General features: G+C 48.6%; 11 protein-coding genes and 1 other annotated feature. Of the genes, 7 read left to right on the plus strand and 4 right to left on the minus strand.

What is annotated here, in order from left to right:
• Positions 1-323 precede the first annotated feature (323 nt).
• Together F0316_RS02415 and gltB are read right to left on the minus strand one after the other, a co-directional pair.
• Positions 324-1,793 carry a glutamate synthase subunit beta gene (locus F0316_RS02415; RefSeq protein WP_149560178.1) on the minus strand — a complete coding sequence of 490 codons (1,470 nt, stop codon included), beginning with the start codon at positions 1,791-1,793 and terminating at the stop codon, positions 324-326.
• Positions 1,794-6,338 carry a glutamate synthase large subunit gene (gltB, locus tag F0316_RS02420; protein WP_162806001.1) on the minus strand — a complete coding sequence of 1,515 codons (4,545 nt, stop codon included), beginning with the start codon at positions 6,336-6,338 and terminating at the stop codon, positions 1,794-1,796.
• 579 nt (positions 6,339-6,917) lie between these two features.
• Here gltB and F0316_RS02425 point away from each other — a divergent pair.
• The 3 genes from F0316_RS02425 to arcB all read left to right on the plus strand — a co-directional run bounded on the left by F0316_RS02425 (position 6,918) and on the right by arcB (position 12,127).
• Entirely contained in the window at positions 6,918-7,856 is a 939-nt protein-coding gene (locus F0316_RS02425; RefSeq protein ID WP_069730989.1) for a TIGR01212 family radical SAM protein, read from the plus strand.
• A 67-nt stretch (positions 7,857-7,923) separates the two neighbouring features.
• Positions 7,924-9,663, plus strand: a complete 1,740-nt coding sequence (locus F0316_RS02430) for a diguanylate cyclase domain-containing protein (RefSeq protein ID WP_149560180.1) — start codon at positions 7,924-7,926, stop codon at positions 9,661-9,663.
• Between the two features lie 106 nt (positions 9,664-9,769).
• The gene (arcB, locus tag F0316_RS02435; RefSeq protein ID WP_060779836.1) at positions 9,770-12,127 is read left to right on the plus strand and encodes an aerobic respiration two-component sensor histidine kinase ArcB; all 2,358 of its coding nucleotides are present in this window, start codon (positions 9,770-9,772) and stop codon (positions 12,125-12,127) included.
• A gap of 58 nt (positions 12,128-12,185) precedes the next feature.
• Here the strand turns inward: arcB and arcA are convergent, their stop codons facing one another.
• Entirely contained in the window at positions 12,186-12,902 is a 717-nt protein-coding gene (arcA, locus tag F0316_RS02440; protein ID WP_001194426.1) for a two-component system response regulator ArcA, read from the minus strand.
• A 314-nt stretch (positions 12,903-13,216) separates the two neighbouring features.
• Here arcA and F0316_RS02445 point away from each other — a divergent pair, with 314 nt between their 5' ends.
• Positions 13,217-13,600, plus strand: a complete 384-nt coding sequence (locus tag F0316_RS02445; protein ID WP_019828698.1) for a DUF3293 domain-containing protein — start codon at positions 13,217-13,219, stop codon at positions 13,598-13,600.
• A gap of 29 nt (positions 13,601-13,629) precedes the next feature.
• On the plus strand, positions 13,630-14,115 hold the full coding sequence (locus tag F0316_RS02450; RefSeq protein ID WP_001204903.1) for a putative 4-hydroxy-4-methyl-2-oxoglutarate aldolase: 486 nt from the start codon (positions 13,630-13,632) through the stop codon (positions 14,113-14,115).
• Here the strand turns inward: F0316_RS02450 and F0316_RS02455 are convergent.
• Entirely contained in the window at positions 14,112-14,537 is a 426-nt protein-coding gene (locus F0316_RS02455; RefSeq protein WP_000035220.1) for a hypothetical protein, read from the minus strand. The genes F0316_RS02450 and F0316_RS02455 overlap by 4 nt on opposite strands.
• A 407-nt stretch (positions 14,538-14,944) precedes the next feature.
• On the opposite strand from F0316_RS02455, the gene thrL reads away from it, so the two are divergent.
• The gene (gene thrL, locus F0316_RS02460) at positions 14,945-15,058 is read left to right on the plus strand and encodes a thr operon leader peptide (protein ID WP_001925859.1); all 114 of its coding nucleotides are present in this window, start codon (positions 14,945-14,947) and stop codon (positions 15,056-15,058) included.
• Positions 14,994-15,112, plus strand: a sequence feature (Thr leader region). (Overlaps the previous gene by 65 nt.)
• Before the next feature lie 30 nt (positions 15,113-15,142).
• Positions 15,143-17,602, plus strand: coding sequence for a bifunctional aspartate kinase/homoserine dehydrogenase I (thrA, locus tag F0316_RS02465; protein WP_057555015.1), 2,460 nt, complete (start codon positions 15,143-15,145; stop codon positions 17,600-17,602).
• The last annotated feature ends 8 nt before the right edge of the window (positions 17,603-17,610 follow it).

Consider the following 17,610-nt stretch of genomic DNA (forward strand, 5'->3'; position numbering starts at 1 on the left):
AACTAACATTTCAGGTTAATTAATTAACATTTTTGCGGGATTTTATTTTCACCGAATTCACAACCTATAGCTTATTGTACAAAAGGTCAAGTTATTGGTTGAAAATAGGGTTTGCAGGGTATTTGCCGAGGAATACTTCAAATAATGTCATTATATTCAATGGGATAGTTTTCTCTCAGTTACAGATAACTCAAGGTTTTATCCCGTGTGATGAGAATAGGCATAAAAAAGGCCAGCAGGGAGTGCTGGCCGAAGTAAAACAATATGGAAGGAAACGGTTCTGTTGACACGGATGAGGATGCATCACCCGCGCCAACAGAGGATTATGCTGACAGCATGAGTGAGTCCGCTTTTGCCTCAAGATGGGTATTGCCCATCAAGAAGGTGTCAACGGCTCGCGCACATTCGCGCCCTTCGTTGATACAGCGCACCACCAAGGATTGGCCTGTACGCATATCACCTGCGGCGAATACGCCTTTTTGGTTGGTCGCAAAATCTTGCGTCGCCACATTGCCGCGCTCATCAAGCTTAATCCCCAACTGAGCAAGCACGCCGTGTGGCTCTGGATGCAAGAAGCCCATCGCCAGAAATGCCATATCACAAGGAATGACGCGTTCACTGCCTGCCACTTCGTCAAAGCTTGGTCGCTCACCGGGGGCTGCATCTTTCCAAACGATGTCAGCGATGCGTAGACCCGTCACTTCACCTTGTTCATTACCAATGAACTCTTTGGTGAGGATGTTCCAATGACGCTCACAGCCTTCTTCATGAGAGGTAGAGGTGCGCAGAATCATCGGATATTGCGGCCAAGGCATATTCACTGGGCGCTTTTGCGGTGGGATCGGCATGATCTCCACTTGAGTGATACTCGCAGCGCCGTGGCGGTTAGAGGTGCCGACACAGTCGGAGCCAGTATCGCCGCCTCCGATCACTACCACATGTTTGCCTTTAGCGTGGATCTCTTCCCCTTTCAGATCCATGCCATTGGCTCGGCGGTTATTTTGCGCGAGGAACTGCATCGCGAAGTAAACGCCTTTCAGATCACGTCCGGGAATGCGCAGATCACGTGGTACGGTTGAGCCGCCCGTCAGCAATACCGCATCAAACTCCTGACGCAACTGTTGAGCGTTGATATCTACACCGATATGCGCATTGACCACGAACTTAACGCCCGCTTGCTCCATCAGATTGATTTTGCGATCGATCACATCCATACCGAGTTTGAAATCGGGAATGCCAAAGCGCAGCAAGCCGCCGACTTTTTCATCCCGCTCAAACACGGTCACGCTATGACCCGCGGCATTCAACTGCTCCGCCGCGGCCAGCCCCGCAGGGCCTGAGCCAATGATGGCGACCGTTTTTCCGGTGCGTGAACGTGGCGTTTTCGGCTTGGCATAGCCTTCTTGGTAAGCACGTTCCACAATGGTTTTTTCAATGTTACAGATGGTGATCGGATCTTGGTTGATGCCAAGCACACAAGCGGTTTCACAAGGTGCAGGGCAGACACGACCGGTAAACTCTGGGAAGTTGTTGGTCGAGCTCAGAATATTCCAAGCCTCTTCCCAACTGTCGCGATACACTGCATCGTTAAACTCGGGAATGATGTTGCCAATCGGGCAGCCGTTATGACAAAACGGCACGCCACAATCCATACAACGTGAAGCTTGCTGATTGATCTTCTTACCAAACTCTTGGTTAAGAACAAACTCTTTGTTGTTTTTGATGCGCTCTGCCGGGTCGATTTTTTTCGGCAGTTCACGACCAAATTCTAAAAATCCGGTAGCTTTACCCATTTATACCGCCTCCGCTGCTAATGTGGCTTGTTGCTCCTGTGCTTTACGCTTTTGCAGTACCGCTTTGTAATCACGCGGCATGACCTTGACCATCGTGGCTAGGCTTGCGTCAAAGTTGGCAAGGAAAGCTTTGGCCACTTCACTTCCTGTGAATTGAACATGCTTGGTTAACATCTCTTTGAGTAGGGCTCTGTCTTCCGCTTCGATAGGGTCCAGATCAACCAATTCTGCATTGAGCTTAGATTGGAAGTCGCCAGATTTATCCCACACGTAAGCCACGCCGCCACTCATACCTGCGGCGAAGTTACGGCCGGTTGAACCGAGGATCACTGCGACACCGCCGGTCATGTATTCACAGCCGTGATCGCCGATACCTTCCACCACCACTTTGGCACCTGAGTTACGCACGCAGAAACGCTCGCCCGCTAGGCCGCGAATGTAAGATTCGCCAGAGGTTGCGCCGTAGAAACAGACGTTACCGACCACAATGTTCTCTTCCGGAACTATGGTGGCGTTACGGTTCGGGTAGAGCACCAGCGTGCCACCAGAAAGACCTTTGCCCCAGTAGTCGTTAGCATCGCCTTCCACTTCAAAGTAAACGCCTTTAGTGAGGAATGCCCCGAAAGATTGTCCCGCACTGCCGTTGAATTTCACCTGCATTGGCTGTGGTAGACCTTGGTCTTTGTAAACCTTACAGATTTCGTTAGACAACATGGTGCCGGTACTGCGATCGGTGTTGATGATCGATAACTCTGCTTTGACCGCTTCACCACGCTCAAGGGCAGGCGTTGCTAATTGGATCAAGGTGCGATCCAGTACGCTTTCGAGCTGGTGGTTCTGCTGAGTCTGGCAGTAAATACCATCTTCGCTGCGCGGCTGCTCAATAAAGAGGATCGGCGACAGATCGAGGTTTTTGTACTTCCAGTGGCCAATATCATCACGCACTTTGAGTTTGTGCGCTTGGCCGACCATTTCGTTAATGGTGCGGAAACCGAGCTCAGCCATGATTTCACGCAGGCCTTGTGCCATGTATTGGAAGAAGGTCACAACGTCATCCACACGGCCAGCAAAACGCTCACGCAGAGTTTTGTTTTGTGTGGCGATACCGACAGGGCAAGTGTTTTTATGACACTTACGCATCATGATACAGCCTTCAACCACCAGTGCAGCGGTGGCCACGCCCCATTCTTCAGCGCCCAACAGTACCGCAATCGCGATATCGCGTGGGGTTTTCATCTGTCCATCGGCTTGCACCACAATGCGGTTACGCAGGCCGTTTTTGAGCAGAGTCTGGTGGGTTTCTGCCAGACCCAGTTCCCAAGGTAAACCGGTATGACGGATAGAAGAGATGGGTGATGCACCCGTACCGCCATCGTGACCGGCAATCAGTACTACGTCAGCTTTGGCTTTAGCCACACCCGATGCGATGGTGCCGACACCGGCTTCAGAAACCAGTTTGACGTTGACCCGGCCTTTGCGGTTGGCGTTTTTCAGATCGAAAATCAGTTGGGCTAAGTCTTCGATAGAGTAAATGTCGTGGTGCGGTGGTGGCGAAATCAGGCCGACTCCCGGTGTGGAGTGACGAGTTGCCCCGATCCATTCATCGACTTTATCACCCGGTAGCTGGCCACCTTCGCCCGGTTTCGCCCCTTGCGCCATCTTGATCTGGATTTCATCCGCGTTGGTCAGATAGTAAGAGGTCACGCCGAAACGGCCAGATGCCACTTGCTTGATCGCTGAACGCTCTGAATCACCGTTGGCATTAGGCTCAAAACGCATTGGGTCTTCACCACCTTCACCGGAGTTGGATTTCGCGCCTAAACGGTTCATCGCAATCGCCAGTGTGGAGTGCGCTTCGTAAGAGATAGAACCAAACGACATCGCACCGGTTGCAAAGCGCTTCACAATGCTCTCGATTGGTTCCACTTCCTCAATCGGAATGGAACCGGCTGGATTTTTCACAAAATCAAGCTGGCTGCGCAGAGTAACGGCTTTATCGCCTTGGCTATCCACCGCGGCTGCGTACTTCTTGAACTGCTGATAATTTTTGTGGCGAGTCGATTCTTGCAGCAGGTGAATCGTTTCTGGGTTGAACAGATGCTGCTCACCACGCTGTTTCCATTGATACACGCCGCCGACATCCAGCACTTGCAGTGGGATTTCACGCGTTGGGTAGCCAATGCGATGACGAACTAACACTTCTTTAGCGATGTCGTCGAGGGTCAAACCTTGAATACGGGTGATAGTGCCAGTGAAGTATTTATCGACCACCGCTTTACTGATCCCGAGCGCTTCAAAAATCTGTGCACCGTGATAAGACTGCAGCGTCGAAATCCCCATTTTAGAGAAGATCTTCAAAAGACCGCCGTTCACGCCTTTGCGGTAATTCTCGAAGTATTTCTCTACCGATACGTCGGCATCAAGTTTCTTCTGACGCTTGAGGTCAACAATGGTTTCCACCACTAGATACGGGTTGACTGCGTTTGCACCGTAGCCGAGTAGAGTTGCAAAGTGGTGCGTTTCACGCGCATCACCAGTTTCCACCACAATGCCGCATTTCGAACGCAGACCTTTGCGGATCAGGTGATGGTGCACCGCACCGACAGCCAGCATGGCTGGGATCGCGGCGTGGTTGGAGTTTACCGCGCGGTCGGTCAGCAAAATGATCGAATAGCCATCAATCACCGCATCTTCCGCGTATTGGCAAATACGTTTCAGAGCGCGTTCGAGCTTGCCCGGTTCATCGCTGGCACGAAACACGATATCCAAGGTTTTGGCTTGCAAGTGCTCGTTATCAATTGCACGGATTTTCTCAAGCTCAGCATTAGAAATGACCGGCGATTCCAATTCGACCTTACGACAGTGCGCTGGGGTTTCTGCCAGCAAGTTTTGATCGCGACCGATATAAGTGTTGAGCGACATCACCATGCGTTCACGGATCGGGTCGATCGGTGGGTTGGTCACTTGGGCAAACAACTGCTTGAAGTAGTTGGAGAGATGCTGAGATTGGTGTGACAGCACGGCGACCGGCCAGTCTGCCCCCATCGAACCGAGCGGCTCATAACCGGTTTGCGCGAGAGTCAGAATGATGTCATTGACCTCTTCGCTACTCACCCCAAACGCTTGTTGGCGATGGAGGAGACGCTCTGGCGACGGTTGGCTGTGTACGTTGTCGGCATCCGGCAGTTTTTTCAAACTGAGTAGGTTTTCTTCTACCCATTTTTCATAAGGCTGCGCCGAAGCGATACCGTCTTTCACCTCTTCATCCGAGATGATGCGGCCTTGTTCTAGGTCGGCAACAAAAATACGTCCCGGTTGCAGACGACCACGGTATTCCACATTGGCCGGATCAATTTCCACGACGCCAGATTCGGAAGCCATGATCAGAAAATCGTCTTTGGTGACGGTATAACGAGACGGACGCAGACCGTTACGATCCAGCGTGGCGCCCACTTGTACCCCATCGGTAAAGCACACTGATGCTGGGCCGTCCCAAGGTTCCATGACGTTAGCGTGGTATTGATAGAAGGCGCGGCGCTTGGGATCCATCGCTTTGTTTTCTTGCCATGCTTCTGGGATCATCATCATTAGAGCGTGAGGCAAGCTGCGACCGGAAAGCACCAGCAGTTCGAGTACCATGTCAAAGTTAGCAGAATCGGATGCGCCTTCTTGGCAGATAGGTAGCAGCATATCGATTTCAGCTTGAGTAAACAGTTTGGATTGTAAAATCGCCTCGCGCGCTTTCATCCAGTTTAAGTTACCGCGAACCGTGTTGATCTCACCGTTGTGCGCGATGTAGCGGAAAGGCTGAGCCAGTCGCCATTTCGGGAAGGTGTTGGTAGAGAAACGCGAGTGCACCAGCGCTAACGCCGTCACCATGGTCGGATTTTGCAAATCGAGGAAGTATTGCGGTACTTGCTCTGTAGTCAACTGACCTTTATAGACCAAGGTTTTGTACGACATCGAGTTGATATAAAAATCATCACCGATGTTCGACACGCTCTCAAGGCAGACGCGAACTGTGTAGTTACGCAGCACGTACAGCTTGCGTTCTAGCTCGTCAGGCTGCATACCCGGGCCGCCAGAAATAAACACGTGTTCAAATTGTGGTTCGGTACTGAGGGGGTCGGCACCCAACATGCTGTTATTGGTTGGTAAAACGCGGTAGCCAATCACATCCAGATCAAGGCGTTTGGCATTGCGTTCTAGAATGTCGCGGCATTGGGCGCGTTTATGTTCATCTTTCGGGAACAGCACCACACCAACACCGTACTTTTCGAATGAAGGCAGCTTGATCCCCAGTTTAACCGCTTCTTCGAGTAAAAATTCGTGAGGTTTTTGCAACAAAATACCCGCACCGTCACCGCTGCAAGGGTCACAACCCTGACCGCCACGGTGTTCCATGCGTGCGAGCATGTCCAAAGCTTGAGTGACCACCTGATGAGACTTGCGATTTTTCAGGTGAGCGACAAAGCCGATGCCACAAGCATCATGCTCCAGCTCAGGCGTATAAAGACCACGCGAACGTTGCGCTTTATCTACCATAGATACATCCTTCCAGTTATTGAGGACGCAACCGCACTGAGTGTGCACTCAGTTATTCCCGCCACGCATCAAGCAGCATCCGCTGAATGAGTCGCTTGGGCGATACGTCCTGTCCTTTTTTGTTTTGAGTGAAATCTGCTTAGGGAGCAGATCCGCGTCCTTTCCGTCTCTCACAGGAAATATATTGTGAGAAAGACAATCCTTAGTGACATTCCTGTTGTCGAGCCACTTTACTAGTGGATTCTTTTGGTAGGTGTGGAATATCACCGATAGTCTGCCGCGTTTTTTGTAATTAATTGAGCAAAAAAGCACGGAAAACTGAAAGTATCCTACAATTTTGCTGGCGCAAATTCCAACGAAAAGTCTGCGGTTTGGTTTATTTTTTTACAGCTAGATGAATGTTTTGTTTAACAAACTAGCAACAAAATGCAAATGGTGTTTATTTTATGCCTATTTATTGATTTGACGCTGTTTGAAATCAAACGCGAGGGATTAAAATTTGTGACCAATTCGATTGGAAATGTAATTAAATTACACGGATGGTAGTGAGAGATATTTGTATTTAGATTGAGCGAGCCGATGCATTTACATCAACTGGTGAACACCATAGGTCAAGATTTACAACGCCGTTATGGAGAGAAGGTCCATAAGTTAACGCTGCATGGTGGATTCAGTTGTCCGAATCGCGATGGCACGATAGGCCGTGGCGGCTGCACTTTCTGTAATGTGGCGTCGTTTGCCGATGAAGAGACTCAGCAGCAGAGTATTCAAGCGCAGTTGAAAGATCGGGCGGGGGAGATCAAACGCGCCAAAAAATACCTCGCTTATTTTCAAGCTTACACCAGCACGTATGCGGAAGTGCAAGTGCTGAAATCCATGTACGAACAAGCCCTAGAAGAAGCGGATATTGTGGGGTTGTGTGTTGGCACTCGTCCTGATTGTGTACCGGATGCGGTGCTTGAGTTGCTCGCCGATTATGTGCAGCAAGGTTATGAAATTTGGCTTGAATTGGGTTTACAGACGGCGCACGATCAAACTTTAAAACGCATTAACCGTGGCCACGATTTTGCCTGCTACGCAGAGATCACAGCCAAAGCCAGAGCATTAGGTATCAAAGTGTGTACTCACTTGATTGTTGGGTTACCCGGTGAAGGGCGCACTGAAAACCTCACCACGTTACAGCAAGTACTGAAGGTAGGTACCGATGGCATTAAGTTGCACGGTTTACACATAGTGGAAGGGAGCACTATGGCCAAAGCGTGGCGAGCGGGGCGTTTAACTGTGCTCGATCAGGATCAATATGTGTCCATCGCTTGCGAGATGATCCGTTTTACACCCCCAGAGATTGTTTATCATCGAGTCTCTTCTGCAGCCCGCAGGCCAACGCTACTTGCCCCGTTGTGGTGCGAAAATCGCTGGTGGGCGATGACAGCGATTGGCCAAAGATTGGAAAAAGAAGGGGCTCAGGGCTCGTTGCTCGGTACGCCTTTTGAGTATTCACCTTTGAACTTAAAGTAATAATCCGCAGCAAAGTCAGATAATCTTTTGTACTATTTAAAGAATCATCAATAACACTGCTGAATGCATGCCTGAATTTCTCTCTGAATTTGTACGTTTCTTGTTCGCTGCCGGGCTTGTGCTTGGTGGTGGGTTATGGCTTTTTTCAGGATGGCAGCGCTATGTTCAACCTCAACAGTGGATTCAGTTACTTCACCATGCACCGTCAGGGATGCTCTTGGTAGGAGAGGATCGCGTTTTACGTGCCAATCTTGCCGCGTATTTGTTACTGGGGATCCGCTTGGTGGGACGTCACTATCTGTTTTCTGCCGAGCAGAGTGAAGAGAGTCAGCAAGCTTTTTATCGAGCGCTCGCCAGCAGTGCACAGCAAAAGCGTTCCGTCCCTCTGCTTTGGCCTGTGCCGGGCAATTTGACCCAAACTCTAGAGATCTCAGCTTCGCTCTTACGTCGTTGGCCGAAGAAATTATGGCTAGTGAATGTGATTGGTTTTGAGTGTCCCAGCCATGACATTCAACAAGAGCGCCACTCACTGGCGATAGCGCGCACGGCACTTGATTCCCTCTCCGAGCTGATTTTTATTAAAAGTACCGAAGGCCACTTAATCGCAACCAACCGAGCGTTTGATCAGTTTTGGCAAGGCCGGATTGAAGAGGGCAGCGCTACTTTTAAAGGCATTATGAAAGGGCGCACGAGTCAGCGTTGCTGGACTGTGACGCCTGATGGGCGCAGCTGTCTGTTAGAAACCTACCAACGGGTATTGATGTCGCCGCAAGGTGAAAATATTGGGCTACTTGGCATCAGTCATGATGTGACCGACTGGTACAACATGCAGCGTCAATTAAGAGAAGAGATGGAAAAACGCCGTGACACCGAAGTGGCATTGGCACAGCGCGATACGATTTTACAAAACATCTTAGAATCTAGCCCCGATTCGATTGGTATCTTCAATGAAAACATGGTCTACCAAGCCTGTAACCAGCCGTTTGTGGAAGCTCTCGGGATCGCGGAAGTGTCAGATCTGGTTGGTAAACGACTGCAAGATGTGATCCCCGAGCACATCTATGCGCGTCTTTCCGATACGGATAGCCAAGTCTTGCACCAAGGTAAGTCTCTGCGCTACATCGACAGAATTGAACGCTCGGATGGTGAGTTTATCTGGTTTGATGTTGTGAAATCGCCTTTTCGAGATCCGGCTTCGGGCACCAATGGCGTGCTGATCATGGCGCGAGATGTGTCGGAGCGCTATCTCGCCGCTGAACAATTAGAAGCCGCCAACCAAGAGCTGGAACGCCTAAGCTTTTTAGATAGCTTGACTCATGTTGCCAATCGTCGTCGTTTTGATGAACAACTGCATACCCTCTGGCATTTGCATGTGCGCGAAGGCAAACCATTAAGCATCATTCTGTGTGATGTCGATTATTTCAAAGATTACAACGACGCTTATGGCCATTTGATGGGCGATGAGACGCTCAAACAGATAGCGATTGCCTTTACTCAAGTCGCCAATCGCCATTCTGATTGTGTTGCCCGCTACGGGGGAGAAGAGTTTGGTATTTTACTGCCCAATACACCACAATCCGGAGCAATACTGGTCGCAGAGCGAATCCATGAGAAAGTTCGTGGATTAGCGATTCCACATGATCATTCTAAGGTTGCCGATAGGATTACCGTCAGCTTAGGCATAGTGACGCTTATTCCTCGGGCTGAGGATGTACCTGAGCAAATGGTTGAGCTAGCGGATCGGGCTTTATACCAAGCCAAAGCGAATGGCCGCAATCAGACCTCGATTTATCAACCAAACCACTAAAACTGTGCGGTTCGCCCTGTCACAGCGCCAAGAAGTGGATAAGTGCTGCTAACGTTTGTGTGGGAAAAAGGCTAGACTAAGTGCTCTTTATCTGACGGAGCAGTGAATGAAACCGATGAAAAATCTCGCCCAGTATTACGTTGATTTGTTAGTCAAATTGGGCATTTTACGTTTCTCCATTCTCTTAGCTCTCGCCTTGGTTGCTTTGGCTGTGGTGGTACAAGTGGGTATCACGCTGATCCTCAACGGTTTCGTCGATGATATCGACATTATCCGCTCGGTATTCTTTGGTTTACTTATCACACCTTGGGCAGTGTACTTTCTTTCTGTGGTAGTCGATCAGCTTGAAGAGTCACGCCAACGCCTCTCGAAATTGGTGTCTAAACTCAAAGACATGCGTTCGCGCGATCAAGAACTCAATCAAAAACTTCAGCAAAACATCGTTAAACTCAATCAAGAAATCGAAGAACGGATCAAGGCAGAAGAGGCACGCGAAGAAGCGATGGCTGACCTTGAAAATGAAGTGTATCAGCGTGAAAAAACCCAAGTGGAATTGGCCGAACGTACCGCTTTGCTACGCTCTTTCATCGACGCATCTCCCGATTTGATCTATTACCGCAACGCCAAAGGTGAGTTTTCTGGCTGCAACCGAGCGATGGAAGAGCTGACCGGAAAGCGCGAAAGTGAGCTAGTGGGGTTAACGCCTTGGGATGTTTATCGCAAAGAGATTGCTCAATCAATTGTCGAAACGGATCAGCAAGTTTTTAACAACAACACCGCGATTACTTACGAGCAGTGGTTGGAGTACCCTGATGGTCGTAAAAGCTTCTTTGAACTGCGTAAAGTGCCTTTTTACAACAAAGATGGCCGCCATCTTGGCTTGGTCGGTTTTGGCCGTGATATCACCGAGCGTAAACGCCATGAAGAATCATTGGAGAAAGCCAGCCGCGACAAAACCACGTTTATTTCTACCATTAGCCATGAGCTGCGCACTCCGCTTAATGGTATCGTTGGTTTGAGCCGGATGCTGCTCGATAGTCCATTGAGCGGTGAGCAGCGTAAGCATTTACAAACCATTAATGTCAGTGCTGTGACGCTGGGTAATATCTTCAACGATATTATTGATATGGATAAGTTTGACCGCCGTAAATTAGAACTTTTCCCTGCAGCCCTCAACTTTGAAGAGTTTGTAGCAGAAATTGAAGTGTTGGCGGCCTTAATGGCGGAGCAAAAAGGGTTACGCTTTGATTTAGAACGGTTAACTGACTTGCCTTCTTTAGTGGAAGTGGACTCGACACGTCTGCGTCAAGTGTTATGGAACCTACTCAGTAACGCGATGAAGTTCACCAAAGAGGGCGGTGTGGTGATGACGGTCAGCGCGGAATGCGATGCGCAGCATGCAGAGATCACGATTGAAGTTGAAGATACCGGGATTGGAATTCCGGAAGCGGAACAAGAAAAAATCTTTGCCATGTATTATCAGGTCAAGTCAGGCAAAGATAACTTACATGCGGTGGGGACTGGCATCGGCTTAGCCGTATCACGTCAGTTGATTAAGTTGATGGGCGGCGATATCAGCGTCAACAGTGAAGAGGGTTTTGGCAGCACCTTTACCGTAACGATCCGAGTCCCCTTGTTAGCTGAAGCGCCGATTGAGATTGAGCCACAGGAGCCGCAAACTGAGCTGAATATTTTCATGGTCGAAGACATTGAGCTCAATATTACGGTTGCTCGTTCATTACTTGAAAGTATGGGGCATAAGGTGACGGTCGCCATGACGGGCGAAGAAGCGATCCAAGGCTTTAACCCAACAGAGTACGATCTGGTGTTCCTCGATATTCAGCTACCGGATATGACAGGCTTCGATATCGCTCACTATTACCGCACCCATTACTCCTCATTACCGCCATTAGTGGCATTAACTGCCAATGTATTGAAGGATAAAGAAGAGTATCGTCAAAAAGGGATGGATGCTGCGATAAGCAAACCTTTATCGGTAGCGGCGGTGCGAGAAGTGATTGCGAAGATGACGCAACATCATGCCGGTGAGAGCGTCGCTAAAGTGAAATCAAATAAGGAAAAAGAAGTACCAGACGATCTCTATCAGCAGTTACTGGATCTCGAGATGCTGCAATCCTATGTTGAGATTGTCGGTAGCCAACCCGTGATTGATAGCGTGCACTTATTCGAACAATCCATGCCAGCCTATCTTGCTGTATTGGACTCGAATATGGTGGCCAAAGATCAAGAAGGCATTGTCAGTGAAGCCCATAAAATCAAAGGTGCGGCAGGCTCTGTCGGGTTAAAACGCATTCAAAAGATTGCTCAGAAAGCGCAATCGCCGGAAGCTCCTGCATGGTGGGAGAACATCAGTGACTGGGTTGAAGAGATCAAAAACGAATATCAGTCTGACATTGCTGTATTGAAGCGCTGGCTGACTCAGCAAGCAAACGCAAAGCAGTGATAAAAAAAGACCCTAGCCATTGGCTAGGGTCTTCTCTAATTAGATATAAAAGAAGAGGTTAATCTTCTAAATCACCACAGAAGCGGTAGCCTTCACCGTGAATGGTGGCAATGATTTCTGGCGTACCTGACACAGATTCAAAGTGCTTACGGATACGGCGGATCGTTACATCAACAGTACGATCGTGTGGTTTGAGTTCACGTCCAGTCATCTTTTTCAAGAGATCGGCACGAGTTTGAATTTTGCCCGGATTTTCACAGAAGTGAAGCAGAGCACGGAACTCAGAACGTGGCAGCTTGTAGCTATCACCATCAGGGCTCACCAGTGAACGGCTGTTGATGTCCAGTTCCCAACCATTAAACACGTATTTTTCAACGCTACGTTTTTCTTCTTGTGTGGTGCCCGCATGCATTGAGCGGCTCAACAAGTTACGTGCGCGAATGGTTAGTTCACGTGGGTTGAAAGGCTTGGTGATGTAATCATCTGCGCCGATCTCTAGGCCCAGAATCTTATCTACTTCATTGTCGCGACCGGTCAGGAACATCAGCGCTACATCCGCTTGTTCACGCAGTTCGCGTGCAAGCAGCAGGCCATTTTTACCTGGCAGGTTGATGTCCATAATCACCAAGTTAATTGGATAATCGGACAGCACTTGGTGCATCTCTTCACCATTGCTGGCCTCAAAAACAGCGTATCCCTCTGCTTCAAAAATACTCTTAAGAGTGTTACGAGTTACTTGCTCGTCTTCGACGATAAGGATCTGCGGGGTTTGCATTAGCGTTACCTAAACTTGTGAAAAAATCGTGCTAGTAGAAGTCATTCTAGGCAAAAAGATTACATACCGGTTAGTGATGTTAACAATAAAGTAAAAAATCTAATTTATGTCACTACTTTTTGTCCGCCATCCTTGGTGTAACTAGTGTTGAGACTCCCATTCTCAAGAGGTTCTACTAGTCTATGGGGCGGATTCTATAATGTTAACAGCATGCTAACAACGCCCGAATGTTAATTCCAATCACTTTGTTGATTTACATCAAGAGTTAGAATGTAACAGATATTAAGAACAATCACGAGTTGTAAAATTACCAAATGATCAAGATTGACGCTAGCCTTTGGCAGGCCTACCAAAGCGTGAAATTTGCCTTTGAAAAGCCAGTAAATTGGCCATTTTACTGCATAATTACCGCATGGAACCCCGAGAGTATTCGCTTGTCAGATGATGAGAATTGCGTAAATAATCAACGTTTACAGCAATGCTTGATCGATTATGATTGGGTGAAAGTGAGGGTAGGAGACGCTCATTTTCACTGGTTTGAAGAGAGTTTTGCGGTCGTAATGCCGCTTTCAGAAGCCCGAAAATTGGCGCAGAGATTTGCTCAAAACGCGATCTATTTTGTACAAGACGGCGACCTTTATCTCTGTTCTTGTGTTGATGAGAGCGAGCTTCATCTCGGGCCAATGGGGAAACAATAGATCTGAAAAATAAAAATCATGGAGGAATGATGAGAGATATAACCCCAGATCTTTGCGATAAGTACGAATCGCAAGTCACTTTACTCAATTTACCGCTGCAAAATTTTGGTCAACGCAGCGCATTTTGGGGCGAAATAGTGACAGTTCGTTGCTATCACGACAACTCTAAAGTACGTGATGTGCTCAGCCAAAATGGCAAGGGCAAAGTATTGGTTGTGGATGGTCACGGTTCATGCCACAAAGCCTTAATGGGTGATCAGTTGGCGATTTTAGCCATCAAAAATGATTGGGAAGGCGTAATTATTTACGGCGCAGTGCGTGATGTGGTCGCAATGTCTGAGATGGATTTAGGCATCAAAGCATTAGGCACAAGTCCCTTCAAAACCGAAAAGCGCGGCGCAGGGCAGGTGAATGTCACTTTGACGATGCAAAATCAGATCGTTGAACCGGGCGATTATTTGTATGCCGATTGGAATGGTATTTTGATGTCAGAAACGGCGCTTGATGTAGCTTAAAAGCGAAAACCGACACCAAACTCGACGGCTTGCTGCCATTCTTGGTAGTCCAGCGTGGCATGCAAGTCGAGATTTTCGGTTAATTTTAATCGGCTCGACAATTCGGCGGATACCACGGCTTCTTGGTTTTTACTTTCCACCTTGGGTGAGGCAATTAAGGTGCTTTTGAACGAGAGACGTTCGGTAAATTGATAGCCAATGCCACTCAACCAACCCTGCGCCCCATTATCCAACCGATTATGAATGCGAGCACCGACATACAGGTCGATATCGTTAAACAGGTTATAAGCGTAACCACCATCAATCGTCCAACTATCAAAGCTTTGGCTGCTGTTATCGCTGGCAATAAATAATTTGTGCGGCGAGGCATTGCTCTCTGAGGGCAAGGCAGGAAGCAGCTCTGCTCCGGCAAATGGAGCCATTAAGGTTATCAAACAGAAAAAAGCAGTTTTCACGATAGCCCCGGATGTACCAGCCAAGATTGATAGGTACGCTCAATTTAAGCATAAAAATACATACATTCCACAAAGAGTTTTATAGCATTTTGTTATTTCTATATAGGCAGATTGTTGGTGGCTTGCTATCTGGTTGTGCCGATTGAAAAACTCATGATGACCTCCCTAGATGAATGCGCAGGTTAAATTGTGGCGTTATTGACGAGGCTCGCCCTTTTAATTACAGCATCAGCCTATTTTGAGCGTGATACGCTCACTAGTTGCCCACTTATCACCTCAAGTCGTTTGAGTATGCACAGTCGAAGATTTTTAAAATCCTCAATAAAAAAAGCAGATTTTCGTTGACGACTTGAACGCAAATGAGTTAAACGTATTTGCAAGCAAACACACAGATAGACAGAAAAACCGTTATGTTGAATCACAGCCTAATCGTAATGACCACCATTATTACCATTACCGACACGTCGCATGTTGGGGCAGGCTGCTGAGCGCAAAATTTCACAAAAAAGGCCTGTATCCCAACCGATACAGGCCTTTTTTTATACCCGCTTTTTATGCATTTGGAGGAAGGGATGCGAGTATTAAAGTTTGGAGGTTCATCGCTGGCGGATCCGGAGCGTTTTCTACGCGCTGCCGATATCATCGCGAATAACGCACAGCAGGAAGAGGTGGCCGTTGTCCTCTCTGCTCCGGGAAAAACCACCAATAAATTGGTGGCAGTGATTGAAAGTGCTTTACGTCAGGGAGAGGTGGAAGCGCAAATCGTAGAGCTAGAGAGCTCATTCTATGCCTTGCTTGATGGCATTAAAGCGCAGCTCCCGAATTTGGATGACAGTGCTTATCAACAGCAAGTGCACTCTTCCATGACTCAATTACGTCAGTTTGTGCATGGCATTACGTTGCTCGGTATGTGTCCAGACAATGTGAATGCGCGCATTATCAGTAAAGGTGAACGCGTTTCCATTCAATTGATGAAAGCGGTGATGGAAGCCAAAGGTCTGCCAGCGAATTTGGTTGATCCTGTTAAATACCTGCTTGCCAAAGGGGATCATCTTGAAGCCATGGTCGATGTGGAAATCTCGACTCAGCGTTTTAGGCAAGCACCATTACCGCAACAGCACGTCAATATCATGCCGGGCTTTACTGCGGGTAATGCGCAAGGTGAGTTGGTCTGTTTAGGGCGTAACGGTTCGGATTACTCAGCCGCGGTACTGGCTGCCTGTTTACGAGCGGATTGCTGCGAGATTTGGACGGATGTGGATGGCGTTTACAACTGTGATCCACGTTTAGTGGATGATGCGCGTCTTTTGAAATCCCTTAGCTATCAAGAGGCGATGGAGCTTTCTTACTTCGGAGCATCTGTGCTGCATCCGAAGACCATTGCACCGATTGCTCAATTTCAAATCCCTTGCCTGATCAAAAACAGTTTCAATCCACAAGGTGCGGGCACCTTGATTGGCCAAGATACTGGCGAAGATAAACTCGCGATCAAAGGCATCACCACTCTGAGCAATCTCACTATGGTCAACGTTTCTGGTCCAGGAATGAAAGGCATGGTGGGGATGGCGAGCCGCGTGTTTGGCGCGATGTCAGCGGCAGATGTGTCGATCGTGCTCATTACTCAATCTTCTTCGGAATACAGCATCAGTTTCTGTATCGAAGCACAACATAAAGCTTTGGCACAGCAAGCGCTGGCGGATGCATTTGAACTGGAACTCAAAGATGGCTTGCTTGAGCCGGTTGAGTTTGTCGATAACGTCGCCATCATCACGCTGGTTGGTGATGGTATGCGCACCTCTCGCGGTGTCGCGTCGCAATTTTTCTCATCTCTGGCCGAAGTACACGTCAACGTGATTGCGATTGCCCAAGGCTCTTCTGAGCGTGCGATTTCAGCGGTGATCCCCGATGATAAGATTTCAGAAGCGATCAAGGCTTGTCACGAAAACCTCTTCAACTCTAAACACTTTTTAGATGTGTTTGTGGTCGGTGTTGGTGGCGTGGGCGGTGAGTTGGTGGATCAAATTCAGCGTCAACAAGCCAAGCTTGCGGAAAAAGGCATCATGATGCGTGTTTGTGGCCTCGCTAACAGTAAAGGCATGCTGCTTGATAGCCAAGGCTTGCCGTTGGAGCAGTGGCGCGATCGTATGGTCAATGCGGATCAAGCGTTCAGTTTAGAGAATCTAGTAGCTTTGGTGCAGCGTAATCACATCATTAACCCAGTATTGGTGGATTGCACGTCCAGTGATGAAATTGCCAATCAGTATGCGGATTTCCTCGCCGCGGGTTTCCATGTCGTTACCCCGAACAAGAAAGCCAACACCGCTAGCATGAGTTATTACCATCAGTTGCGTAATGTGGCGCGTCATTCACGCCGTAAGCTAATGTATGAAACTACAGTTGGCGCGGGTCTGCCCGTTATCGAAAACTTGCAAAACCTAATTGCAGCAGGGGATGAGCTGGAAAAGTTCAGCGGCATTCTCTCCGGCTCGCTTTCCTTTATCTTCGGCAAATTGGATGAAGGCATGACCTTAAGTCAAGCGACTCTGCTCGCTAAAGAAAAAGGCTTTACTGAACCAGATCCGCGCGATGATCTCTCTGGTATGGACGTGGCGCGCAAGTTACTGATTTTGGCGCGTGAAGCAGGGTACGAATTGGAGCTGAGCGATGTGGATGTTGAACAAGCACTGCCCGCTGGCTTTGATGCTTCAGGCAGTGTTGAGGAGTTCATGGCTCGTTTAGCGCAAGCTGATGCCGCGTTTGCCGAGCGAGTAGCGCAAGCCAAAGCCGAAGGCAAAGTGCTGCGCTATGTGGCGCAAATCGTCGATGGCCAGTGCCAAGTGCGGATTGTCGCGGTTGATGAAAACGATCCTATGTTCAAAGTCAAAGAAGGTGAAAACGCGCTGGCTTTCTACAGCCGTTATTATCAGCCAATCCCATTGGTATTACGTGGCTACGGCGCGGGTTCTGAAGTGACTGCTGCAGGCGTGTTCTCAGATGTGATGCGTACACTCGGTTGGAAATTAGGGGTTTAATAGAAATG

It is taken from the genome of Vibrio cholerae, assembly GCF_008369605.1.
Lineage (GTDB): Bacteria > Pseudomonadota > Gammaproteobacteria > Enterobacterales > Vibrionaceae > Vibrio > Vibrio cholerae.